Annotated in this window: 17 protein-coding genes; 6 read left to right on the top strand and 11 right to left on the bottom strand. The window is 53.2% G+C overall.

The features are described from left to right. Positions 1-66 precede the first annotated feature (66 nt). Positions 67-2,682 (bottom strand): calcium-translocating P-type ATPase, PMCA-type, encoded by a 2,616-nt coding sequence (locus DWX58_RS06095; protein ID WP_118642089.1) that lies wholly within the window; start codon positions 2,680-2,682, stop codon positions 67-69. 274 nt (positions 2,683-2,956) lie between these two features. On the opposite strand from DWX58_RS06095, the gene DWX58_RS06090 reads away from it, so the two are divergent. After that, positions 2,957-3,529: a TetR/AcrR family transcriptional regulator C-terminal domain-containing protein gene (locus tag DWX58_RS06090; RefSeq protein ID WP_118642088.1), complete on the top strand. Its 573-nt coding sequence runs from the start codon at positions 2,957-2,959 to the stop codon at positions 3,527-3,529. Positions 3,530-3,601: 72 nt separating this feature from the next. Here DWX58_RS06090 and DWX58_RS06085 read toward each other — a convergent pair whose 3' ends face one another. Beyond that, positions 3,602-4,633: a hypothetical protein gene (locus DWX58_RS06085; protein ID WP_118642087.1), complete on the bottom strand. Its 1,032-nt coding sequence runs from the start codon at positions 4,631-4,633 to the stop codon at positions 3,602-3,604. A gap of 217 nt (positions 4,634-4,850) precedes the next feature. On the opposite strand from DWX58_RS06085, the gene DWX58_RS06080 reads away from it, so the two are divergent. Continuing rightward, complete coding sequence (locus DWX58_RS06080) at positions 4,851-6,221, top strand: radical SAM protein (RefSeq protein ID WP_118642086.1); 1,371 nt, start codon at positions 4,851-4,853, stop codon at positions 6,219-6,221. Positions 6,222-7,657: 1,436 nt separating this feature from the next. Here the strand turns inward: DWX58_RS06080 and DWX58_RS06065 are convergent. From DWX58_RS06065 to DWX58_RS06055, 3 genes are all read right to left on the bottom strand, one after another. Beyond that, positions 7,658-8,602, bottom strand: a complete 945-nt coding sequence (locus DWX58_RS06065; protein ID WP_118642084.1) for a trypsin-like peptidase domain-containing protein — start codon at positions 8,600-8,602, stop codon at positions 7,658-7,660. 196 nt (positions 8,603-8,798) lie between these two features. Continuing rightward, entirely contained in the window at positions 8,799-10,070 is a 1,272-nt protein-coding gene (locus tag DWX58_RS06060; protein WP_118642083.1) for a HAMP domain-containing sensor histidine kinase, read from the bottom strand. After that, the gene (locus DWX58_RS06055; RefSeq protein WP_118642082.1) at positions 10,067-10,744 is read right to left on the bottom strand and encodes a response regulator transcription factor; all 678 of its coding nucleotides are present in this window, start codon (positions 10,742-10,744) and stop codon (positions 10,067-10,069) included. The genes DWX58_RS06060 and DWX58_RS06055 overlap by 4 nt, the downstream gene beginning before the upstream one ends. Positions 10,745-10,967: 223 nt before the next feature. Here DWX58_RS06055 and DWX58_RS06050 point away from each other — a divergent pair, with 223 nt between their 5' ends. The 3 genes from DWX58_RS06050 to DWX58_RS06040 are packed head-to-tail and all read left to right on the top strand — an operon-like array spanning position 10,968 to position 14,044. Continuing rightward, positions 10,968-11,684, top strand: coding sequence for a polyphosphate polymerase domain-containing protein (locus DWX58_RS06050; RefSeq protein ID WP_118642081.1), 717 nt, complete (start codon positions 10,968-10,970; stop codon positions 11,682-11,684). Then, positions 11,677-12,381, top strand: coding sequence for a DUF4956 domain-containing protein (locus DWX58_RS06045; RefSeq protein ID WP_347559155.1), 705 nt, complete (start codon positions 11,677-11,679; stop codon positions 12,379-12,381). The genes DWX58_RS06050 and DWX58_RS06045 overlap by 8 nt, the downstream gene beginning before the upstream one ends. A 7-nt stretch (positions 12,382-12,388) precedes the next feature. Next, a complete protein-coding gene (locus DWX58_RS06040; RefSeq protein WP_118642080.1) occupies positions 12,389-14,044 on the top strand; it encodes a carbohydrate-binding domain-containing protein in 1,656 nt (551 codons plus the stop codon). A 425-nt stretch (positions 14,045-14,469) separates the two neighbouring features. On the opposite strand, the gene DWX58_RS06035 is transcribed toward DWX58_RS06040, so the two are convergent. From DWX58_RS06035 to DWX58_RS06015, 6 genes are all read right to left on the bottom strand, one after another. Further along, on the bottom strand, positions 14,470-15,891 hold the full coding sequence (locus tag DWX58_RS06035; protein ID WP_118642079.1) for a DUF4340 domain-containing protein: 1,422 nt from the start codon (positions 15,889-15,891) through the stop codon (positions 14,470-14,472). Then, positions 15,878-16,582: a hypothetical protein gene (locus tag DWX58_RS15875; RefSeq protein WP_347559154.1), complete on the bottom strand. Its 705-nt coding sequence runs from the start codon at positions 16,580-16,582 to the stop codon at positions 15,878-15,880. Before DWX58_RS15875 ends, DWX58_RS06035 begins: the two co-directional genes overlap by 14 nt. Next, entirely contained in the window at positions 16,563-17,324 is a 762-nt protein-coding gene (locus tag DWX58_RS15870) for a Gldg family protein (RefSeq protein WP_279229852.1), read from the bottom strand. Before DWX58_RS15870 ends, DWX58_RS15875 begins: the two co-directional genes overlap by 20 nt. Beyond that, the gene (locus DWX58_RS06025) at positions 17,324-18,187 is read right to left on the bottom strand and encodes an ABC transporter permease (protein ID WP_118642078.1); all 864 of its coding nucleotides are present in this window, start codon (positions 18,185-18,187) and stop codon (positions 17,324-17,326) included. The genes DWX58_RS15870 and DWX58_RS06025 overlap by 1 nt, the downstream gene beginning before the upstream one ends. Further along, positions 18,184-19,158: an ABC transporter ATP-binding protein gene (locus DWX58_RS06020; protein WP_118642077.1), complete on the bottom strand. Its 975-nt coding sequence runs from the start codon at positions 19,156-19,158 to the stop codon at positions 18,184-18,186. The genes DWX58_RS06025 and DWX58_RS06020 overlap by 4 nt, the downstream gene beginning before the upstream one ends. A 197-nt stretch (positions 19,159-19,355) precedes the next feature. Continuing rightward, positions 19,356-21,203: a response regulator gene (locus tag DWX58_RS06015; RefSeq protein WP_243093284.1), complete on the bottom strand. Its 1,848-nt coding sequence runs from the start codon at positions 21,201-21,203 to the stop codon at positions 19,356-19,358. 389 nt (positions 21,204-21,592) lie between these two features. Here DWX58_RS06015 and DWX58_RS15960 point away from each other — a divergent pair, with 389 nt between their 5' ends. Next, complete coding sequence (locus DWX58_RS15960) at positions 21,593-22,948, top strand: peptidylprolyl isomerase (protein WP_347559153.1); 1,356 nt, start codon at positions 21,593-21,595, stop codon at positions 22,946-22,948. Positions 22,949-22,989 lie beyond the last annotated feature (41 nt).

Genomic DNA, 22,989 nt, shown 5'->3' with positions numbered 1-22,989 from the left:
AGCGGACTCCTTGCAGGAAGAGGGACTGCCCCATGGGCAGCCCCTCCGGAAGATGATTTGCGGGTTTTAATGCTGATGCTTGATCAAGCCAAAGGCTTTGGACAGCTCCATGACGACCACAGGGACCAGAGAAAGGCCAAGGCCCAGCAGATAGGACTGTCCGGGCAGGACAACCAGACCGAAGGCAGTCCGTACCGGGGTGAACAGCACCAGAGCGACAAGCAGGAAGGAGACCAGGCACGCCCAGTTCAGCTTATGGTTGGAAAAGAGGCCGATCCGGAACAGCGAGTGCTCAGAGCGCATGTTGTAAGCCTGCACCACCTGGGACAGGGACAGAACCATAAAGGCGAGGGTCTGGCCGCCGGCCAGGGAACCCACGGCGCGTTCGCCGGAGACAAAGGCGATCAGGGAGAGTACGGCAAACATCACACCCTGAAGGAATACCCGGACGCCAAGCCCGTGGGCGAAGATTCCCTCGTCCTTGGGGCGGGGCTTCTGCTCCATGATGTCAGACTCCACCGCCTCCATGCCCAGAGCGATGGCGGGCATGCTGTCCGTCACCAGGTTAATCCAGAGAAGCTGCATGGACAGCAGCGGCGTTTTGTGCCAGAGGAGCATGGCGGTAAATACGGTGATGACCTCGCCGATGTTGGTTCCCAGCAGGAACCCCACCACCTTGCGGATGTTGGCATAGATGCCCCGGCCTTCCCGGACAGCATCCACGATGGTGGAGAAGTTGTCGTCGGTGAGGGTCATGTCTGCCGCGCCCTTGGCCACGTCCGTGCCGGTGATTCCCATGGCGCAGCCGATGTCAGCCGCCTTCAGGGCAGGCGCATCGTTGACGCCGTCGCCGGTCATGGAGACCACCTGTCCCTTACGCTGCCAGGCTTTTACAATGCGGATCTTGTTTTCCGGCGAGACGCGGGCGTAAACGGAGATGTGCTCCACCTCCCGGTCCAGCTGCCCGTCGGTCATGGCGTCCAGCTCGCTGCCGGTAATGGCCTTGTCCCCGGGCTGCAGAATGCCCAGCTCTCTGGCAATGGCCGCGGCGGTTACCACATGGTCGCCGGTGATCATTACCGGCTTGATTCCGGCCATACGGCAGACGTCGACGGCATCCTTTACCTCGGGCCGCGGCGGGTCGATCATGCCCACCAGTCCCATAAAGGTCAGGCCGCATTCCAGATTCTCCGAGGTGGGATTCTCAGGCAGGGCGTCGATCTCCTTGTAAGCGATGGCCAGGACCCGGAGCGCATCGGAGCTCATTGTGTCCACCATGTTCCGTGCCGACTCCAGATTTCCGGCCACGCACCGGGGCGCCATCATATCAAAGGCACCCTTGACGATGACTGTGTATTTCCCGTCTATCTGGTGGACGGTGGTCATCAGCTTACGATCTGAGTCAAAGGGCAGCTCTGCCAGGCGGGGATACTGCTTGTCCAGACCTTCCTTGGGCATTCCGTTTTTGTGGGCGGCCAGCACGATGGCCGTCTCGGTGGGGTCGCCAATGTGCTGCTCCTGGCCGTCGTGGAAGACCACCGTGCCGTCACAGCACAGGCTGGCATACCGCAGAAGGGTGCGCACCGGGTCGGAATTTTGGGTGCCGATGGCTTCGGGGGCATCCTGGCCATCCACATATGCCTTCACCAGGGTCATGCGGTTCTGTGTCAGTGTACCGGTCTTGTCGGAGCAGATGACGGAGGCACTGCCCAGAGTTTCCACAGCGGGCAGGCGGCGAATCAACGCATTTTTCTGAACCATGCGCTGTACGCCGATGGAGAGCACCACCGTAACAATGGCGGGCAGGCCCTCGGGAATGGCAGAGACGGCCAGGGAAACTGCGGTCATGAAGATTTCCAGAGGCGGGATCCCGTTGGCAAGGCCTACCACGAAAATGATGCAGCAGGCGACCAGGGCCAGGATGCCGAGGTATTTGCCCAACTGGGCCAGCTTTTTCTGCAGCGGAGTCTGGCTGTCGGTTTCGCTGTCCAGCAGGTTGGCGATTCGGCCCATCTCTGTGTCCATGCCTGTGGCGGTCACCACGGCCACGGCGGTTCCGTAGGTGACGGAGCAGCCGGAGAATACCATGTTGCTGCGGTCACCAAGAGGAGCGTTCTCCGGTACCACCACCTGAGCGTCCTTCTCAGAGGGCACGGATTCGCCGGTTAGGGCGGATTCCTCGCATTTGAGGCTGACACTGCGGAGAAGGCGGCTGTCTGCGGGGATGAAATCGCCGGCTTCCAGGCGAATGATGTCCCCCGGGACCAGCTGCGACGCGTCAATTACCGCTTCCTGTCCATCCCGAATGACTCTTGCGTGGGGGGCGGACAGGTTCTTCAGCGCGTCCAGGGCTTTCTCCGCCTTGCTCTCCTGCATGACGCCCATGATGGCGTTGAGTACCACGATCAACAAAATGAGTACCGGCTCAAAAAATTCCTTTGGCTCTCCCTCCACACAGGCGATGGCAAAGGAAACGGCTGCCGCGGCCAGCAGGATGAGAATCATCACGTCCTTGAATTGTGCCAGGAAACGCTGGAAAAAGGATTTTTTCTTTTTCTCCTTCAGCTTGTTTTCACCGAATTGGCTCAGCTTTTCCTGCACCTGCTGAGCATTCAGGCCGCTGGAGGGATTGGTGTTCAGCACCTGTATGGTCTCGGTGGGGGAGAGTTGATGGAATGTCAAGGGAACATCCTCCTTACTGTCGTGTTGTGTGGGCTATTGTAATCGTAAAGTCAGGAAATTTCATTGGGCAAAGCCTCGCTTGCGTTACACTTTTTCTCATCTGTATGCACAGTGTTACGTTTTGGGACACCGGCCTCATTTTGTCCAAAAAGGAAAAGAAACCGCAGGTTGAGAAAAGTCGAATCCTATGGTACACTGATTCCTAATAAGGTAAGAGGCGCCCGCGGAATGGGTGGGAAGGCCGGGAGAAGAGGCAGTGAAACGGAGGCAGGATATGGCGGATTCCAACATCACAAAGCATGCGTTGGCGGAGGCTCTGAAGAGCCTGATGGCAGAGCTGCCCTTTGAAAAGATCAATGTGGCGCAGATCTGCGAACGCTGCGAGATGAACCGCAAAAGTTTCTATTACCATTTCAAGGACAAATATGACCTGGTGAATTGGATTTTCGACACGGAATTCATTGCCCTGCTGAAAGACGAACATTTTGGGTCCGACTACGAGGAGCGTTGGGCCTTTGTTGAAAAGACTTGTCAGTATTTTTATCAGAATCACGGATTTTATCGCAAAGCCCTGCAAATTAAGGGGCAGAATTCCTTCAGCGATCACTTCCGGGAGTACATCCGTCCTCTTTTGGCGGAACGTATTTCCACTCTGTTTGGAAAGAAACAGCTGGATGAATTTACTATGAATTTCTTCACGGACGCGGTCATCTGTGCCATGGAGCGGTGGCTGCTCACCAAGGAGTGCATGCCGCCGGAACAGTTTTTGGGGAAAATCAAGATGATCACCGAAGAAGGGGCACGTTCCATTTGCCGGGAGCTGTTGCAGCTGCAGGAGTCTACCTGACCTTGGACGTTTGAGGAATGTGAAAAGAGAGGGCGTACCGCATGGAATTTGCGGTGCGCCCTTTCTTGCTGCTTATTGGGAGGAGGCCGGCGTAAGTTTCGGATAGGCGCGCTGGATCAGAGAAGTCAGACCCTCTTGAAACAGGTTCCCCAAGGAAGGACAGTCCGGGCGGTCCAGGGCGAACAGTTGGCCATGGCCGTCAAAAAATACACAGCAGGCGTCATCAGAGATGATTTCGTCCAGATTCCGGGTGTCGTAGGACAGCTCCCAGGGCACGGTCTGATAGTACTGTCCATTTCGTGTCTGTATTGCTGCCTGGTGGACCAGCTGCCGTATGTTGGCCGGGCAGTCCGGCTTGGCCGTCAGCACGGTGAACAGAGGGTGCAGCTGCTGGGTTTCGCAAAACAGATCGCTGTTGAGAATAAACTGCAGGTCTTGCTGGGAGTAGGGGTAGTAAACGGAGTAGGGCAGGCGGGCGTCCCGCAGCGTGGTGCAGACGTCTTCGGCTGTGCCGCTCCAGCGTACTACCAGCATAAGATGCTGGAGGGGAGTAATTTCGTCCAGAACCTCAGCGGTTATATCCTCTGGCCGGCAGAAGAGGAAAAAGGCGCTGTCGGAGTGTTGCTCAATGAGCGGGAGCAGCTCCAGCGGGCTGCCGTGAGACAAAAGCATCCAGCTGTAGATGCCTAGCTGTTCGCCCTCCCCAATGGCGCGGTCATACTGGGGAAGATGGGCGGAATACTGGGGGCAGTTCATTTGAAACAGTACCGTCCAGGGGATGTTGAAGCCCATACGATCCTCGTTCGTGCGGATGCGCTGGGCCCCCCAGGTGCAGCTGTTGTACCCCAGATTCATGCCGAATTTCACCAGATGTTCCGTCTCAATGTGGCTGACGGCGTCCTCCACCAGCGTGTAATACGCGCTGTCCTCATGCTCCAGCATGGTGCGGGCCGTCTGGAAAAAACGGCTTTGAAAGCGGCCCTCCGAAAAATGCAATGCCATATCCACCAGATTCCGAATGCTCCGCTTGGGGTTTTCCTGAAGGCTTTTCAGAGTTTGCCGGACGGTGGTTTCGATTAAAATACGGGACATGCTGTTTTCCATAGACAGAGCTCCTTCCGAGATGCTGCGTTGTGCTCGATAGGAAAAGCTTAGTGTTCCGCGCCCGCGTGGGCAAGGGACAATTTGCATCTTCTGTCCCAAAAGGTAACGGAGTGGGAGGCGTGTCGCAATTTTTGACTGACCGGTTCTTGTGTCCCGTGACTTTCCGCCGCAGTTCTCTATAATGTGGCTTAAACAGCCGGAACAAGGCAGAGAAAGGATGAATATCATGGGCAGCGTGAAAGATAATATGCAGAATTTTGCCATCAATCAGGCATTGAAGTACATTGAGGGGAATCCGGAAGAAAACATTCCAAAGCTGATGTCTCTGGTGGACCGGTTCACGCCGGATGGGTGGTATCAAAGCCAGCGGGACGCCATTCGGCAGGCCATTGATGAGAAGAACAACTGGTACCAGCTGATTCTGCGGGTCTATGAGCTGGACCCCGGTGTGCGCCGCGCCTTTTTCCAGAATTTCCTGTTTAACGCCAGCTTAAAGGGAAGCGCCACCCAGGAGGAGGTTAAGGCCCGGGAGAATTGTAATGTCCCTTGGGCCATTTTGCTGGATCCCACCTCTGCGTGCAATATGCACTGTACCGGCTGCTGGGCGGCGGAATACGGCAATCAGCTCAATCTCAGCTTGGAGACCATCGACTCCATTATCCGCCAGGGCAAGGAGCTGGGTACCTATATGTATATCTACACCGGTGGTGAGCCGCTGGTGCGGAAGGCGGATCTCATCCGGCTGTGTGAGATGCACCCGGACTGCGAGTTCCTGGCCTTCACCAACGGTACCCTCATCGACGAGGCGTTCTGCCAGGAGATGCTGCGGGTCAAGAACTTTGTCCCCACTATTTCTCTGGAGGGCTTTGAAGAGGCCAACGACTCCCGCCGGGGCAAGGGCGTGTATCAGAAGGTGAAGGGGGCCATGGCCCTCTTAAAGGAGCACAATCTGCCCTTCGGCATCTCCACCTGCTACACCAGCCAGAATTACGCGGATATTACCAGTGAGGCCTTCTTTGACTATATCATCAACAGCGGGGCCCTGTTTGTCTGGTTCTTCCACTATATGCCCGTGGGAAATGCCGCCGCTACGCAGCTGCTTCCTACTCCCGATCAGCGGAAGGAAGTGTACCACCGCATCCGGGAATTCCGTAAGACCAAGGCCATTTTCTCCATGGACTTCCAGAATGATGCGGAATATGTGGGCGGCTGCATTGCGGGCGGCCGGAACTACCTGCACATCAACGCCAAGGGGGATGTGGAGCCCTGCGTGTTCATTCATTACTCCAACTGCAACATCCATGATACCAGCCTGCTGGACGCCCTCAAGAGCCCGATTTTCATGGCTTACCACGACAATCAGCCCTTCAATGAAAATATGCTGCGTCCCTGTCCCATGTTGGAGAATCCCGAGGCACTGCGGGCCATGGTCAAAGAGACTGGAGCAGTCAGCACGGACTACCAGAGTCCGGAGAGTGTGGATCACCTCTGCGATAAGACCACGCCCTATGCAGAAAACTGGAAAGAGACGGCCCAGGAGCTTTGGAAGGGGTGCGGCGGCTGTACGGCCTGTGGAAAAAAGGGGTAATTGAAATGGTCCCTATCAGATTTTACCGATGCAACGGCAGATTGTAATCCTCAATGGCTGGAAGCGTTGCCCCACGTAGGCATTCTTCTCATGCAGGCAGAGAGCGCTGATCGGGAATATACATACGGTCCTGGCGGGACGATCGCCGTGTAGGATGTTTACGCGCTTCAAAAAGCGGGAAACGATGCCACAACCTCACAAATTACACCCGTCCAATATGTTCAGGACTTTGAACAAGTGCTGAAGGCCGGAAAAGATATTTTGTACCTGAGCTTCTTCTCCGGTATGTCCGGGACGTTCCAGTAAGCTGAGATGTGCGTGGAGGAACCGCGGGAACAATACCCGGAGCGTACCATCCTGTGCGTGGACACGCTGTGCGACTCGGTGGGGGAGGGGGTGTGAAGCGGCGCAGAAGAGAACGGGAGGATATACACTGGAAGATCCGGCGCTGTGAGTGACCCGGCATCGCTTGGAGGTCTGCCGCTGGTTTACGGCGGATGTATTCGACCACTTGCGGCGGGGCGGCCAGGTATCTGCCGGGATGACGGTCCCTGGGACGGCTCTGAAAATCAAGCATCTTCTTGTCAATCAAAATAGGGAGTTGGCAGTTGCGGAAAAACCAAGGGGCCGTAAACAGACCATCAGAGCTTAGCTGCCCCAAATAGAGCGGGGGCTGGAATCCTCAGATGGGAAAACGGGGTGTGGTGGGACATGGGAGCTGACCGGACGGTGCGCAGGGCCTGCAAGAGACCATCCGGGAGCAGAGGGAACTTTTCTCACGGACATTCCATGGTCAATGTATGTGACACAATGGAATGGGAAATTACCAGAAAATTCATTTGCTGATACGCATTCCTATGATATAAGAAGCGCAGCTGTTTTCCGTGGGAGAATAGCTGCGCTTAATTAGTTAGTATGTATGTGAGAAGTCGACTATGCGGTGTGTATATTAGCCCTCTTGCTGTTATGAGAATACAAGATCAAACAATTCCATCTGTACCTCATATATTTCCCCGTGAGGGACTTCAACGTAACTCTGCTCATCTGTTTCATAGACGAAATAGCGACATTCCCTTGTATCGATCTGAAATGAGATGCCTCAGTATGTCCTTCCTGTAGGGAAATGATTTGTCGCCGTTTGCTGAGAAGGTTTGTCTTCGTTGAGATATTGCTATAGTTGTTTCATATCTTTTGCGCGCAGAGGGATTGCCTGATCGGAGGTTGTGCCGCTGAGGGATACCGATACGATATCCTCAACTTCCGGTATATTGATTGGTCCTGTTTTGAGAAAACTGTTATCGAGAAAATATATGAAACCTGCAATCACACCAATAATGATGATAAATCCAACGCATAACGACCATATGGTTTTTGATCAGTTTATCCGTTTGAACGCATCGATATCTCTTTGCGAAATCTTGTCGCTGCAGACCACATTAACCGGTAGTCCGTTTGTCCCTCCAGGTAGGCGTAATCCAGGTGGGCTGTTGGGAAGTGTTGGTTTCAGTGCTTGCAGTTTCGGCGGTCTGTGACATCAGCTGGGTAATCAGCTCCGTTACATCGGAAATGGGAATTGCGTAGCCCATGCCCTCCACATCTGTATCCGATAGCTTGGCAGTGTTGATTCCGATCAGCTGTCCATCCAGATTCAACAGGGCTCCGCCGCTGTTACCTGGGTTGATGGCGGCATCTGTCTGAATATAGGTGGAAGTTGTTCCGCTTTCACTAGTCAAGCTGCGGTCCAGAGCGCTGACAATGCCGGTGGTAACGGACTGTCCATAACCCAGAGCGTTTCCGATGGCCACCACCTGTTCTCCTACCTCCAGCGCATCCGAGTCGCCCACAGCTATGACCGCAATTTGAGAGAGCGTATCGGAGGATATGTCAGACAACGCGATTTTCAGAACTGCCAGGTCAACCGCCTCGTCAGTACCACACAGCTGGGCCTCATAGACGGAGTTGTCCACAAAACTTACGGACAGAGTCGTAGCGTCTTCCACCACATGGGCGTTGGTCACAATGTAAAGATAAGTGCCATCATTAGCGATGATGATGCCGGAACCGCAGCTGGTCGTTTCTTCCAATTGGGTCTGCCCAGCGCCATTAGCCCCGAACCGATTAAAAAAGCTCTGCACTTCCTGCACTGAAATGTTGGTAATGGACACCACACTGGGCAAAGCGGCGGCGGCAATGTCCGATACATCCATGCCATATCGAGCGGTGGAGTAGGAGGTGCTGACCAAGCTAGTCAGCACCGCATCGCTGGAGGAAATGCTTTCTGCAGAAACAAGACGTTCCTCCAGGGGCAATAGCTGGCTGATGCCATAGAAGCTTCCGGCAGAGATTGCGCCGAACAAGGCTGCGCTTAGCACCAGGGACATAAGGCGCTTGCATAGGCTCGAGCGCTTGCGCTGCGGACATCTCCGTTGCGGAAAAAACTGCTGGGTTAGATTCGCTTCTGGTTCAAGCCAAGTGTTCCTGTCATTTCTGTAATCCATAAGGCAGGCTCCTTTCTGATGAGCATTGTGTTTGCTTCTGCCTTTAGGATAAGAGCGCAACCATAATTATAATTAAAAATCACGCAGGTAAATAGACCATAAATGTCAGCATCTGTCCATCTGGACTTTCCACCCGGATTTTTCCCTTGTGAGCCAGTACAATGCTCCTGGCAATGGAAAGCCCCAGGCCGTAGCCGCCTGTCTGGCTGCTGCGGGACTGATCTGTGCGGTAAAAGCGGTCAAACAGGTGGGGCAGCTTATCCTTCTCAATGGGTTGGGCGGAGGTGTTGGAAACAGTCAGAAGGAGCGTTCGCCCCTGTTTCTCCAGCCTCAGCTCCAGCCGTCCACCGGCGGGGGAATATTTCAGCGCATTGTCCAGCAGGATGGACAGAAGCTGGCGGATGGCTTTCTCATCTCCAGTGCAGGCGAGCATGGGCTGAATGTGGAGGGAGAATTCCTTCTCCTGGCTTTTGGCGAGGGCCTGGAAGGACTGGGCCATCTCCTCGGCCACATCGGAGATGGGAAAATCGATGAGCGGAAGCTTGGGCTGCTCCTCCTCCATGCGGGAGAGGTAGATAAGGTCATTGGTTAGGCCGGTCAGACGTTGGGCCTGACGGCGGATGTCGGAGATCCACTGGTTTTCCCCGCACTCCATCTCTGCCAGGTCAGCGTCGGCGCTAATGATGGTCATGGGGGTCTTTAGCTCATGTCCGGCGTCAGTGATAAATTGCTTTTGCTTTTCATAGCTCTCTGCCACTGGCCGGACGATGCGTTTGGACAGGATCAGCAGCAGTACGAGGACTGCCAGCAGCCCCAACAGCGCCAGCAGCACACTGGCCAGCAACGTCATGCGGAAAGAGGAGAGGCTTCTGCCACAGTCCAGAAAAATGATTAGGATGCCCTGCTCGTTCTCACACTGAAGGTACCGATAATTTCCCAGAAAGCCAGAACGGCGGCCGGAAAGCAATGCATTCTGGGCGTAAAGTGCCGCCTCAGCCTCGTCTACAGCGGCAATCTGCCCTGTGTCGGTTTGGAGTACCTGACCATGCTCTCCCAACAGAACAGAGAAGAAGCGGGATTCGTAGGGAGTTTCGGGGGACATTCCCCTCTGGCCAAACGGGTCTTTCTTTGCCGGCGGAGCGCTGTCCGGCTGGGTAGTTCCAGAGAGCTGTCCATCATGGTTCTTGGGAAAGGCTCCGTTGTTGGCGTCCAGCAGGGTCAAAATATTATCCGCATCGGCCACCACTTTATGATAGCTCATCAGATTCACGCCGCCAAGGATCACCGTCAGAACAATGGCCAGGGAGATCATACAGGCAACGATGAACTTGCGTCTCAGACGTCCGATCATGTCCGTTCCTCCAGAGAATACCCGGCGTTCCGGGTGGCTTTGATCTGAATGTCTGCCTGGAGGGCAGCCAGCTTTTTCCGCAGATAGGAGATGTAGACCCACACCACATTCAGCTCCACCTCGCTGTCATAGCCCCAGATCCGCTCCAAAAACCGTTCGGTGGGAATGAGCTGCCGTGGGTTGCGGAGCAGCAGCTCCATCATCTGGTATTCCTTATTGGCCAGCCGGAAGCTGCCGTGGGGCGAGGAGAGCTCAAAGGTGGCCTGATCCAGGGTAATGTTGCCCAGGGTGAGGCGGCTGGTCATCTGACTTCCGGTCTGGCTTCTGGTCATGGCCCGGATCCGTGCCATGAGCTCCGCGGTGGAAAAGGGCTTGGTCAGATAGTCGTTGGCCCCCATGTCCAGACCGGTCACTTTGTCCTCCACTTCCGACTTGGCGGTGAGCATCAGCACCGGAATGGGATTGCCCTGCTGACGCAGCCGCCGCAGCACCTCCAGGCCGTCCAGCTTGGGCATCATAATATCCAAAATCAAGGCGTCATAGTTGCCGCCATCCAGAAAATCCAGGGCCTCCTGGCCGTCATACACCGCATCCACGGAATAGTTGTTTTTCTCCAGCAGAGCGGAGACGGCTCTGGACAGGGAGCGCTCATCCTCCGCCAACAAAATTCGCATGGTATCGCCTTCTCTCTTTTGTACTATGGTAAGAAAATTGTAATGCTGCCGCCTTAACTCTAATTAAAATCATAGCACAGGTTGCAAAAACTGTCATCTGTTCTCCAAAAACATGGTTGTGGTCGTTTAATTTGTTTGCAGAAAAAATACGCCGCCTTTAAAGTCCAGTTATGGTTCGGTTTTTACACTGGCTTTACAAGTTCATGAAAAGGAGGCACCGCCAATGAAAAATCAGATGATCTTTCAGCGGTATGAATTCAAATATTTAATGGATGCTCGCCAACTGCAGGCTGTACTGGCCGCTATGGCGCCCCATATGGTACCGGACGAATACAGCCACAGCTCCATCCGCAACCTGTACCTGGATACCCCAAACTTTCGGCTCATTCGCCGCAGCCTGGAGAAACCGGTCTATAAAGAAAAGCTGCGGATACGCAGTTACGGCCGTGCGGGTAGGGAAGAAAATGTTTTTGTGGAGCTGAAAAAGAAGTGCTGCTCGGTGGTGTATAAGCGCCGTATCTCCATGTCCCAGCATCAGGCACTGGGATGCGTGGCGGGAACGGAACTCTGGCCCGATAACCAGATCGGGACGGAGCTGGCCTATGCCGCCGACTTTTACAAAACCCTGTGCCCTGCTGTGTTTCTCTCCTATGAACGGGATTCCTTCCGCGGCATGGAGGACGAGGATTTCCGGGTGACCTTTGACCGAGAGATTCGCTACCGCCGGGAGGAGTTGACGCTGGACTCTGATGCCTGGGGCGTCCCACTTCTCGCTCCCAATCAGGTGCTGATGGAGCTGAAGGTGGCCGGAGGACTTCCACTCTGGATGGCCCATGTGCTGTCGGAGCAGGGGATTTTTAAAACGTCCTTCTCCAAATACGGCACAGCCTATGCAGATATCCTGCTGAGCGGTCAGAGAGGAGAGCAAAAATATGCTTGATACCTTGTTTCGCGGACTGTTTGACACGACGCTCACCGTTCTCATTGCTCCCAGCGACTTTTTGCTGTGCGTAGGTGTGTCCCTGCTGCTGGGACTGCTGCTGTGCGGCATGACCATGTGGCATTCCAGGTTCAGCCGGAGCCTGATGGTCACTCTGGCCGTACTGCCCGCCGTGGTATGCGTGGTTATCATGATGGTCAATGGCAATGTGGGTACTGGCGTGGCGGTGGCCGGCGCCTTCAACCTGGTGCGCTTCCGTTCCGCGCCCGGCTCCGCGCGGGAAATTGCGGCTTTGTTTGTAGCCATGGGAACCGGGCTCATCACAGGTATGGGCTATCTGGGCTACGGCGTTTTGTTTACCCTGATCCTGGGTGCAGCGATGATGCTCTACAATGTCATAAGTCTTCGTTCCAGAGCGGTCAGCGTGACGGAGCGCACTCTGCACATCACCATTCCGGAGAATCTGGATTATGCCGGGGTTTTCGAGCCTGTCCTGTCCAAATACACCCGTCAGTATTCCCTCACCCAGGTGAAAACCACCAACATGGGCAGCCTGTTTAAACTGACCTATGACCTAACCTTAAAAGATCCCGCTCAGGAAAAAACTTCATCGACCAGCTGCGGCTGCGCAACGGGAACCTGGAGATCTCTCTGGGACACCAGGACAATGCTGTGGCCACACTGTAAAAGGAGATGATTCAAAAATGAAAAGAACAAAATACAGGAGCATCACTGTGCTGTTGTGTGCACTGCTGGTTCTCAGCGGCTGTGGAGCCCGCACTTCAGAAGAAACGTCTTCAGCCCAGGAGACTTCAACCTCTGAGGCGGCAGCGGTTACCACAGCTTCTACCATAGATACTGCCACTATCTTCAGTGACCGGGACCTGGAGGGAACTTACGATGAGAGTGCGGCCATTGCCATCCAGCTCAGCGGAGACAGTGCCTCCTGCGATTCTGATGCCGTCACCATAGAAGGAAGCCGGATCACCATAGGGGCGGAGGGGGTATATGTTCTCTCTGGCACCCTCGCTGACGGACAGATCGTGGTAAACGCCGGGGAGACCGACAAGGTACAGCTGGTTCTCGCAGGCACGGATATTACCAGCAGCACCTCCGCTGCCATCTACGCCCTGGAAGCGGATAAGGTTTTTGTTACCCTGGCGGAGGGGACGGAAAACACGCTGATCAACGGTGGGGAATATGTGGCGATCGACGATAATAACATCGACGCTGTGATCTTTGCCAAGACCGACCTGACCCTCAACGGCTCGGGCAGTCTGACCGTCAACGCCCAGGCGGGACACGGGGTGGTGTCCAAGGATGACCTGGTCATTACCGGCGGCAGCTATACCATTACCGCCGCCAGCCATGGCCTCAGTGGCAAGGATGTCGTCGCTATTGCTGACGGCGTCTTTTCTATCACCTCCGGCAAAGATGGTATCCACGCGGAGAACAGCGACGATCTTACCTTGGGTACCCTCTATATCGCTGATGGCAGCTATACCATCACCTCTCAGGGAGACACCATCAGTGCCCAGGGTGCCCTTCAGATCGACGGCGGTACCTTTGATCTGTATACAGGAGAAGGAAGTGACAGTGTGGAGATGACCAGCGGTGACCAGTTTGGCCAGATGGGCGGTGGCCCGCGGGGTGGAATAGATGCTCAGACAGTAGTGACCACCACAGCGACGGAAGAGGACACAGTTAGCCAGAAGGGTATTAAAGGCGAGAGCACCTACACCATTAACGGCGGCGTTTTTACCATCGACAGTGCCGACGACTGCCTCCATGCAGGCGGCGTGATGACCCTTGCTGCCGGGGCGTTTACCCTGAACAGCGGCGATGACGCTGTCCACTGTGATGACGTCCTTACTATCCAGAGCGGCACCTTTACCATTCCCTACTGTTACGAGGGGATCGAGGGCTTGTCCATCACCATTGAGGACGGCACCTTTGATATCACTTCCAGCGATGACGGTCTCAATGCCGCCGGCGGTGTGGACAGCTCCGGCTTTGGCGGACAGACACAGGATACCTTTGCCGCCGACTCCGATAGCTTTATTACCATCAACGGCGGTACCTTGACCATTGTCTCTTCCGGCGATTGTGTTGATTCCAACGGCGCTTTGACCATCAATGGCGGAAGCCTGGATCTTACCTGCAACGGCAGCGGCAATACAACCTTGGACTGTGACGGCACCTATAGCAACAACGGCGGCGATATCAGCACCAATGACGGTTCAGAAGACAATCCCGGCCAGATGGGCGGCAAAGGCGGCGGCCAATCCGGTGGAGGACGGCAGGATGGCACAAATGGCGGTGGGCGTCCCGATAGGCAGACCGTCCCTTCCGCCTCCTAAATGTTTCAGTAACTTTCAGAAAGTATGCTGTCAAACAGATATCCCATAGCCAGAAAGAAATTGTTGTATCAAATAAGTGAAGCAGAGGAAATTTCCTCTGCTTCACTTGCTTCTGTCTGTATCAACTTTACGGAACAGACCGTTCCACCATCCGTCTGGTTCAGTGGAGTTTCCAGAAAACTACCGGCCCATCCGGAAATACCATTCCAGGTGAGCCGGTTTCTTTTGTTTATGTATCCCAATACCCTGATGTAAGCGACACCCGGAAGATCTTATGGAACAAGACCTTTCGGGTGTTGCGGGCAGCTGTAGTAAGCTTTGATCATATCAGAAGAGAGGGGAAGGTCCCATATGCATAGAAGGACGAGTTCAAATAATGAGCGGGAGCGCATGGCGATAAAAACTCGCCATGCGCTCCCGCTTTTTTAAAGGACGATTGCATTGATTGCTTCAATCAAATCAACGACATCAGAACGCGGGACCAACGAAACGGGCTCTCCGTCGATCAAAACAAGGCAATTCTCTCCGTCGTAGCGATACAATTGGATCTCCACCTGCGGATGGACCTCATTGTCAAGATAAATGGTCAGTGCAATTCCTTCTTTCTGAGAAGGACGTTCGTCGGTAAAGCTGGACGCAGTCATATCTTCCAAAGCAGATTGCAGGTCGTCAATGGAGATTTCCTCTTCGCCGTAATGGAACGTCTTGTTTTCGCCTTTCCCATCTGTGGTAATGGTATAGACGGTACCGTCCAGAGAAATATCCATGGAAGTGATATCATCAAAGGATGCGGTAAGTACTTCAGAGTGCCGCAGATCGTTGTAGCTGGCAGCCATGAGAGACTCATAACTACTGGAGGAGATTTTGTAGATGATCTTGGAATCCCCGATCCGAGCGTACGCAGTAACCTCTTCTTCGTCATCCTCAGAGTCCGAGTCATCTGTGGTGCTCTCTGCCTTTTGGCGCTCCTCAGGGTCACGGCTGATGCTGATGGTAAAGGTCTGACTCGTCGCTTCCGAGCCGTCCTCTTCGTCGGGCGTGTACTGCACGGTTACGGTTAGCTCCGGGTCATCCAACCCATAGGTGGCCAAATCCTCTTCTCCGGCGTTATAGGTCATGTAGTCGCTCAGATCCAGATAGGTAATGGAGCTCAAATAGCTGTTCACCAGAGAGGTGTCGAGAGGCAGCAGCTCCTCGCCGTTTTCCTTGAAATAGACGTCATCTTCGCAATAGGTGTAGGGGCTATCTTCGGTATACTCCTGATAAACTACGTGATAACTGTCGCTTCCCTTGAAATCAATGCTTTCCGCATGGTCAAAGGAGGGCGTTTCGTCATTCAGAATCATATCGCTCAGAGTCGCATCAAAATAATCCAGAGGATCGTTGGTCGCCAGATAGACATTGCCATCCCCAATGGAAACATACCTCTGAGAGTCCATGGCACTGTAATTACCCAATGTTATTTCATAGGTTGTCTCCTCCGTCGCCAACTCGATGGTGCAGATGGGATTATCCAATCCATATTGGCTGTAGTCGGAGACTTCCTCAATGATAAAAGCGGCCGAAAACGCCTCGAATTGCCCGATCAACTCGTTTATTTTCTCTTCGTTCACCGGGAAAGCGGTGTCGTCGTCATAAAGCCAGCCGTCTTCTTTGTGGAATGACAGGGAGTCTGACTCATTCTCCCAGGAGATGGACTGAACCGAGTCGGCATCGACTTCCAAAACAACTTCGCCGCTGTTGCGGATATTTTCTTGTTTTTCTTCGTGCTTCACCACAAAGACCGTCACAATGCAGACAACGGCCAAAACGCCCAGCAGAGCGCAGATACGTTTAGCCCGCTTCATTTTGCTCCCTCCTTCTCTTCAAAATGACAAATACACCAATTCCAAGGTAGGCCAGGGGGAACACCCCGATCATCAGTGTCTTAAGCAGCGAAGCGGTGGAATCCGCAATGGAAAGGTAGTTGTAGTTCAGAGATTTGCTTCGGATTGCCATGGCTTCGCTCTCGCCGATCAGGGAAGAAAGGGCATTCATAGCAAGGTCGGAGTTGGATCCGGAAGACAGTGCGTTATACATGTCGTCCAAAAACGCAGCGGAGGAGAACCAAACGATTTGCCCTTCGTTGGTGCAATCGATGGACAGCGCTACGGTGAAGGGACCATCCGTGTCTCCTTCCTCTTTTTCGTAGGTTGTAAGATCATAGCCGGCCGCCTTGCTGAACGAGTCACTGGAAGTGGTAAGCAAGGAGGTCACGGCTCCGCTGTCGTCGTTGACAATCATACCCTGAGAAATAGGCATGTTTGGATAGTAGTTTTCTTCCATAAGCGAGTCGGTAATTTCATGACTGGACATCTCGGGTAAGAGGACGTAGGGCTGCATGGTATAGCTCTCCCGGTTGCCTTCCACCACGATGCCTTCGCAGGTTTCCACACCGTAGTTGGCCAAGAGACTATACAGGTTTTCCAGGGAGCCATTCTCCGTCGGACCGGCAATTACAAGCAGCTTGCCGCCATTTTCAGCGTATTCGTAAAGCATGGTGACTTCTTCCTCCGACAGGTCGGACGAAGGCTCGTAGATTAAAAGCGCATCCGCATCCTCGGGGGATTTCATCCACGGTCAACAGGGAGAGGGTGTTGGTTTCAATGTTTTCTTTTTCGATCTGTTCCTGGAAGTTCTGAGGCAGCTCTTCTTCGCCGTGGCCCTCCAAGATATAAAGCTGGGGCAGCTCATCCGTGGTGACGTAATCAATGGCAGAAGTGATGGCACCCTCGCCGTCAAAGGAGGTGTTGTAGGAATAGGAGTACATGTCTGCTTCCTGAATGTAGATATCGTCATAGCCGATAAAGCGGCTGCGATCACCACATTCCACCACAAGGCTGTTGTTTTGTACGGTCTCGTCGGTGTACTGCTCCGCAAACGTGGGATACACATCGGGGTTCTTTTTCACCACGTTGATGTGGTCGGACAAGCTGTCATATTTGCTGAGCAGGGTTTCGATCACATCATCCTCTTCACCGGACTGTACGATCCAGTAAATGGTGACGTCTTCCTCCAGCGCATTGACCACCACCTTGGTATTGCTGGTAATGGAGTACAGCTTTGCAGCACTGATGTCAAACTTGGTAAGGCTGGAGGGAAGGGAAGAAACGAGGATGTTGAGCACAATCAAAATTGCCAGCACAACTGCGGTGATGGAAAGCGCATAGGTTCCGCCCTGAAAGGCCGTGCGATTTCTGGCTGTCTGTTCCGCGCTGGGAAGGAGTTTCCATTTTTTCATTAGTTATACCTCCTTTTCTCCAGAGACTGCACAGACAAAAACAGGAAAAATACAATTACAGATACATAGTAGAAGATTGCAGTCAAATCAAATACACCGCTGACAAAGGTGCTGAAGCGATCAAAAAGAGACAGCTGCCGCATAATATTGGGCAGAAGCCCCTCGAAGACATTTGGGTCAATGTACGAGACTGCGGTGATCACAGCGATCAGTATGAATGCGATGCCGTATCCCAGCAGTTCGTTGCGGGTTAAATAGCGTACAATTGCGCCAAGAATGACAGACAGGATGACGAGCGCAACAATACTGCCAAAGGCGGTGGAGGAAACATACTCGGACAGACTGACACTGTAATAGTTAAACAGGATGGCTGCAATGCCAATGCCGGCAGCGAGCCCCTGATTGTCCGTCAGAGAAGAAATGAATACGCCCAGTGCAACCAAGGCGGCACCCATGATAAAAATCGCCACTATGGACCCATAGGAGGTAGGCAGGTATACATCCCCGAACTGAGAAAAGATCAGCGGGTATATGGAAATGATAAGAAGGGGAATTAAATAAATCACCAGAAGTGCCAGATATTTCCCGAGAATCACCTGTACGGTGGAGATGGGGAGGGAATAGAGAAGTTGGTCGGTTTTCTGCTTCCGCTCCTCGGCAATGACCCTCATGGTCAAAATCGGGACGATGACAACAAAGATAATGGTGCCGAAGCTGAGTACATATTCAAAGTTGCTCACGGCAGCCTGCAGGTTATAAAGCATTGCGCCAATGCCGACAATAGCCAGCAGAAAGGCACCGAATACATAGGCGGTAAACGAGTGAAAATAGCTTCTCAGCTCATGCTTCAAAACGGCGTTCATACCGCTTCACCTCCTTTTTTCTCCTTTGAAGGCGCCTCTGTCTCCGTCAATTCAAGGAAGATATCCTCCAGGGTCGCCCGCTTCAGGGTTAATTCCAGCAGAGCCTGGTTCCGCTTGGCGAAGGCAAAGAATACCTCCTTCGATACGGAATAAATGTCCTGAGCGTCGGTTTTGAGATGGGCGGACAAGATGTTTGTTTCATTCGTTTCGATGGTCAGGTCTGTAATGTGCGCCACAGTGGAAAGAGCCTCCCGGACATCGGCTTCCGGGGCATCGGTTGTGAAGAAAATCTCGTTGGCGGAAAGCAGCTGCTGCTCCAGCTTGTCGGGCTCATCAAACGCAACCAGCTTCCCGTGGGCAATGATCAATATTTTTTCGCAGATTGCCTGAACCTCGGAAAGAATATGGGAACTGAGAATGACCGTGTGGTCCTGGCCCAGCTGCTTGATTAAGTCTCGAATCTCAATGATCTGGATGGGATCCAGACCGACAGTCGGTTCGTCCAGAATAATGACCTTCGGGTTGCCGAGCAGCGCCTGAGCAATCCCAACACGCTGCTTATAGCCCTTCGACAGGGCGGAAATCCGTTTTCCTTTTACGTTCTGGATTTTGACTTGCTCAATGACTTTGTCGATCTGCTCGTTTAGCTCGGAACCTCTCAGCCCTTTGGCCTCACCCACAAAGCGCAAGTACTCCACAGGCGTCTCATTCATATACAGCGGCGGCTGTTCCGGGAGATATCCGATGAGCCGCTTGGCATGATTCGGATCTTCGAAAATATCGAATCCGCCAATCTCCACGTGGCCCGAAGTAGCGGACAGGCAGCCGGTCATGATATTCATTGTTGTCGTTTTGCCAGCTCCGTTTGGCCCCAGAAAGCCATATACATGGCCTTCGTTGATTTCAAACGACAAATCATTGACCGCCAGAAAGTCGCCGTAGTACTTCGTCAAGTGCTCTACTTTTATCATGGAGGAACCTCCTTTTCATCCATGGATTTGATTGCGTGGACAAGATTTGCACGCTGCAAAGTATAATGCGCCGACCTAAATTGGCACTAAAGAAACCGGTGGGGCTTGCATAAAAAAAGGACCTGCTGCAAAAATTTACATTTTGCAGCAGGTCCTTTTTATCTGTTCTGTATATAGGGTCAACCGCAGCCCGCGGGCTATTTTAATTCCACCCGAAATCCGATGGTACCGCTTTTTTTATAGGCGGAAAGGTTCCCCTTGTGGCTTTTTACAATGGACTGGGCGATGGAAAGGCCGATTCCAAAGCTGCCGGAAAAGGTCCTGGCTTTGTCGGCACGGTAGAAACGGTCAAAAAGTCGATTCAGCTCCAGGTGATCCACATCCTTGTACGTGTTTTCAATGGTGAGAATGGGATATCTCCGAACCGTCAGGGAGAGCTGGATGGAACCGTCCAAGTCACAGTACTTAATGGCGTTATCCAAGAGAATGGCGGTGAGACGCCGGATTAACGCCTCATCTCCGTAGTAATGAATGGAGGGAGGGATGGAGCTGGTAAGGTCGTGGTGGCGCTCTTCTGCCAGATTTTGAAATTCTGAGACGGTATCGGCGATGGCGCTGCTGAGATTGAAGTCCGCGCGGGTGAGGGAATCGGTGCTCTCGTCCATCCTGGACAGCGTCACCAGCTGGTTAATCAGCAGCCCCATGCGTTCTCCTTCGCTTCGGATGTCATCCAGCCATTCATTTTGCCCAATCTCCGCCTCAATGATATCCAGATTTGAGAGGATCAGGGTCAGGGGCGTCTTCAGCTCATGGTTTGCGTCGGTAATGAACTGACGCTGCTTTTCGTAGCTCTCCGCCACAGGACGTACCGCCCATTTGGAGACGACAACGGTCAAAATCAGGATCAATGCTGCGCTTCCCAGCAATACGAGCAGAGCGGTGAAGAGAAGGCGGTTGGCCATGTTCTGGTATACAACGCCGTTGACGAATACAACAATGGTGCCGTCTTCCGTATCCATGACCTTATAGCGGTAGTCGGAGATCCAGCCGCGCTCGCCGGCCTTCCGGAGCGCCTGTTCGGTAAACTCCTCCACGTCCTGTTCCGTGATGGTGGAGACGGAGTCCACGTTGATGTCGGTAATCTGCTGTTGGTCGTCCAGCAGAACGGAAAAAAAGCGGGTGCTGAACTGTGTTTCTTCGGTGATGACATCGGAATAAGGCAGCCGGATCGGGGGATGCCGCTGGGCCGGATCAAATTCCGGGAAGACACCGTCATTGGAGGCAATGGTGTCTGCAATCACGTCCAGGGAGCGGTTTGTCTGTATTCTTGTAAAAACCAGCAGAAAAAAGAAAATGCCGGAAAACACAAGGAAAATAGAAATGATGCTGATGGAGATGAATTTTTTTCGAAGGCTACCGATCATTTTTGACCTCCAGCACATAGCCGGCATTTCGAATAAAACGGATTTCCATTGGTGCGTTGATGGCACTGATTTTTTTCGCAGATTGGAAATGTGAACCCAGATCACGCTGGTGTCCACGGTGGTGTCCCAACCCCAGAGATGGGTGATAAAACGCTCCGATGGCAGGATAAGTCCCGGCTGCTGCATTAACATTTCCAGAATTTGAAATTCTTTTCCGCTGAGAGGCTGTATCTGGTCACGAAAGCTCAGCTGATAGGTGGAGCGGTTTAATGTAACGGCGCCTACGGTCAGCAGGTCGGGCAGGTAGGTATCCTTCCTGCGCAGCATGGCGCGTATGCGTGCAAGCAGCTCCACCGTAGAAAAGGGCTTGGGGAGATAGTCGTCTGCGCCGGCGTCCAGGCCCGCCACACGGTCGGAGACCTCGGTGCGGGCGGTCAAAAATAGGGCCGGCGTTGTAATGTTGCTGGCCCGAAGCGACTGCAGAACCTGGATTCCATCCATTCCGGGCATCATGATATCGAAGATTAAGCCGTCGTACTCTCCGGTCAGTCCGTAGTTGAGCGCATCGTCGCCGTTGTTTACGCCGTCCACGCTGAACTTATGGCTTTCAAGAATATGCATAAGAGATTTCAAAAGCTTGGGATCATCCTCTGCAATGAGCAATTTCAACGTGTTCACCCCCAAATCTGTTTTCAGACTATAACACAGACAGCTAAATGCAGCCTAAAGACGTGGTGCACAGGGGCAAGCGTTATATGCCAAAACCCCCGTTCTGCAGAACCATTATAAAGAATCAAACACGCTGAATCAACATGAGTTTTATCACCGGAGGGATACCCGAACCGAAGACGCTGGCCATACAGTTCAAAATCGGTTCACATTTATCTTTAGCGCTAATTTAGGCTTATCTGTTACTCTAGCCATAAAATCTGAAATTTTACGCAATCTGCACATGGGGCACAGGAGGGTCCCGATGTGCGTCTGCTCCAGAGAGAAAGGATGGTAACGGAATGCCCACGAATTTAGAGAGAGCAGCCAAAGGGCACAAAAAGTCCATGATGGAATTGTATTTGGACAACAGGACCTCGGTTTATATCTTTTGTAAGCTGATGCTGGAAGATGAGCAGGAAGCGGGCTGGGCGACGAGCGCTGTGTTTGATGAGGCGTGGCGTGAGCTGATGGTTTATACCACCTGGACGGAGGTCTCCTTCCATCATAAGCTCATGGTTCTGGCGGCCAAGTACTGCTGGAGGCATGTGTTCGGCCACATGCAGAAGAAGGTGAAAGTCGCCAAGCCGACTTCGGACAAGTGCAGGAAGGTTCAGAGCAAAAACTATTATGGTCCCGTCGCGGATGGAATGGAGCTGCTGCAGTGCGCCCTCTCGCAGATGGCGCCAATTCAGCGATATGTGTATCTCGCGATTATTTCCGGAAATCTGAGCACCAGAGAGCTCGGCCAGCTGATCGGCCAGAGCAACGAGGAAATCATAACCATCTATAACAGCAGCCTGTCCTCGCTGTCCTGTTACCTTCCGGCGGACATTGGCGGGGGGCTTTCCTACCTTCAGATTCAATCCCTGCTTCAAAAGGCCGGCGAGGCACAGGACGTTCCGGAAGAGGTGGACTGTGCATGCGTCGAGCAAATAAAAGCAAAGTCCAAACTCCAGATGCCGCCGTTTCATATAATGCTTTTCTCGGGCTGCCTCCTTGTCTGCGGCTTCATTTTGATCGCCTATCTGGTGTTTTCCATGGGCAGCTCAGAGCCAAACAATCGGGAAAAACAAATGACAGACAGCAGCGTATCGGACAGCTCGACTGAGGAGACACAGACGTCAGGTTCGCTCCGCGCCGATGCGACTTACTATGCGGATATTGTCATTCAAGACTACGGCACGATAACGGTAGAGCTGGATCAGAATGCGGCTCCCATTACAGTGGAGAATTTTATTTCCCTTGCCGAGAGCGGATTTTATGACGGCCTTACCTTCCATCGTATTATTGAAGGCTTCATGATGCAGGACGGAGATCCGGAGGGCGACGGCACCGGAGGGTCCGGCAGTACGATCGTAGGTGAATTTGAGGAGAACGGCTATGAAAATACGCTGTCTCACACCAGAGGTGCTGTCTCAATGGCGCGTTCCAATGACTATGACAGCGCCAGCTCACAATTTTTTATCGTACAAGAGGATGCGAGCGAATCTCTGGATGGCAAATATGCTGTCTTTGGGTATGTGGTGGACGGAATGGAGATTGTGGATGAGATTTGCAGCGATGCAAACCCGACCGATGGGAATGGAAGCATTGCCCCGGAAGAGCAGCCGGTCATCACCACAATCACCATCACAGAAGAAGGATTGAATCGCTGAGACCAAAAGGTGAACCTGAGGCTGGGAAAGAAGAAAAGCAG

The sequence above is a fragment of the Pseudoflavonifractor sp. AF19-9AC genome (assembly GCF_003478995.1).
Classification (GTDB): Bacteria; Bacillota; Clostridia; order Oscillospirales; family Oscillospiraceae; genus Lawsonibacter.
This window is presented reverse-complemented; position numbering and strand designations above follow the sequence as displayed.

Excerpts from the sequence above, each read along its gene's own strand:
- DWX58_RS06090 (WP_118642088.1), top strand. The coding sequence starts at position 2,957 with ATGGCGGATTCCAACATCACAAAGCATGCGTTGGCGGAGGCTCTGAAG.
- DWX58_RS06085 (WP_118642087.1), bottom strand. The coding sequence starts at position 4,633 with ATGGAAAACAGCATGTCCCGTATTTTAATCGAAACCACCGTCCGGCAA.
- DWX58_RS06080 (WP_118642086.1), top strand. The coding sequence starts at position 4,851 with ATGAATATCATGGGCAGCGTGAAAGATAATATGCAGAATTTTGCCATC.
- DWX58_RS06065 (WP_118642084.1), bottom strand. The coding sequence starts at position 8,602 with ATGTCCCTGGTGCTAAGCGCAGCCTTGTTCGGCGCAATCTCTGCCGGA.
- DWX58_RS06060 (WP_118642083.1), bottom strand. The coding sequence starts at position 10,070 with ATGATCGGACGTCTGAGACGCAAGTTCATCGTTGCCTGTATGATCTCC.
- DWX58_RS06055 (WP_118642082.1), bottom strand. The coding sequence starts at position 10,744 with ATGCGAATTTTGTTGGCGGAGGATGAGCGCTCCCTGTCCAGAGCCGTC.
- DWX58_RS06050 (WP_118642081.1), top strand. The coding sequence starts at position 10,968 with ATGAAAAATCAGATGATCTTTCAGCGGTATGAATTCAAATATTTAATG.
- DWX58_RS06045 (WP_347559155.1), top strand. The coding sequence starts at position 11,677 with ATGCTTGATACCTTGTTTCGCGGACTGTTTGACACGACGCTCACCGTT.
- DWX58_RS06040 (WP_118642080.1), top strand. The coding sequence starts at position 12,389 with ATGAAAAGAACAAAATACAGGAGCATCACTGTGCTGTTGTGTGCACTG.
- DWX58_RS06035 (WP_118642079.1), bottom strand. The coding sequence starts at position 15,891 with ATGAAGCGGGCTAAACGTATCTGCGCTCTGCTGGGCGTTTTGGCCGTT.
- DWX58_RS15875 (WP_347559154.1), bottom strand. The coding sequence starts at position 16,582 with ATGCTTTACGAATACGCTGAAAATGGCGGCAAGCTGCTTGTAATTGCC.
- DWX58_RS15870 (WP_279229852.1), bottom strand. The coding sequence starts at position 17,324 with ATGAAAAAATGGAAACTCCTTCCCAGCGCGGAACAGACAGCCAGAAAT.
- DWX58_RS06025 (WP_118642078.1), bottom strand. The coding sequence starts at position 18,187 with ATGAACGCCGTTTTGAAGCATGAGCTGAGAAGCTATTTTCACTCGTTT.
- DWX58_RS06020 (WP_118642077.1), bottom strand. The coding sequence starts at position 19,158 with ATGATAAAAGTAGAGCACTTGACGAAGTACTACGGCGACTTTCTGGCG.
- DWX58_RS06015 (WP_243093284.1), bottom strand. The coding sequence starts at position 21,203 with ATGCATATTCTTGAAAGCCATAAGTTCAGCGTGGACGGCGTAAACAAC.
- DWX58_RS15960 (WP_347559153.1), top strand. The coding sequence starts at position 21,593 with ATGCCCACGAATTTAGAGAGAGCAGCCAAAGGGCACAAAAAGTCCATG.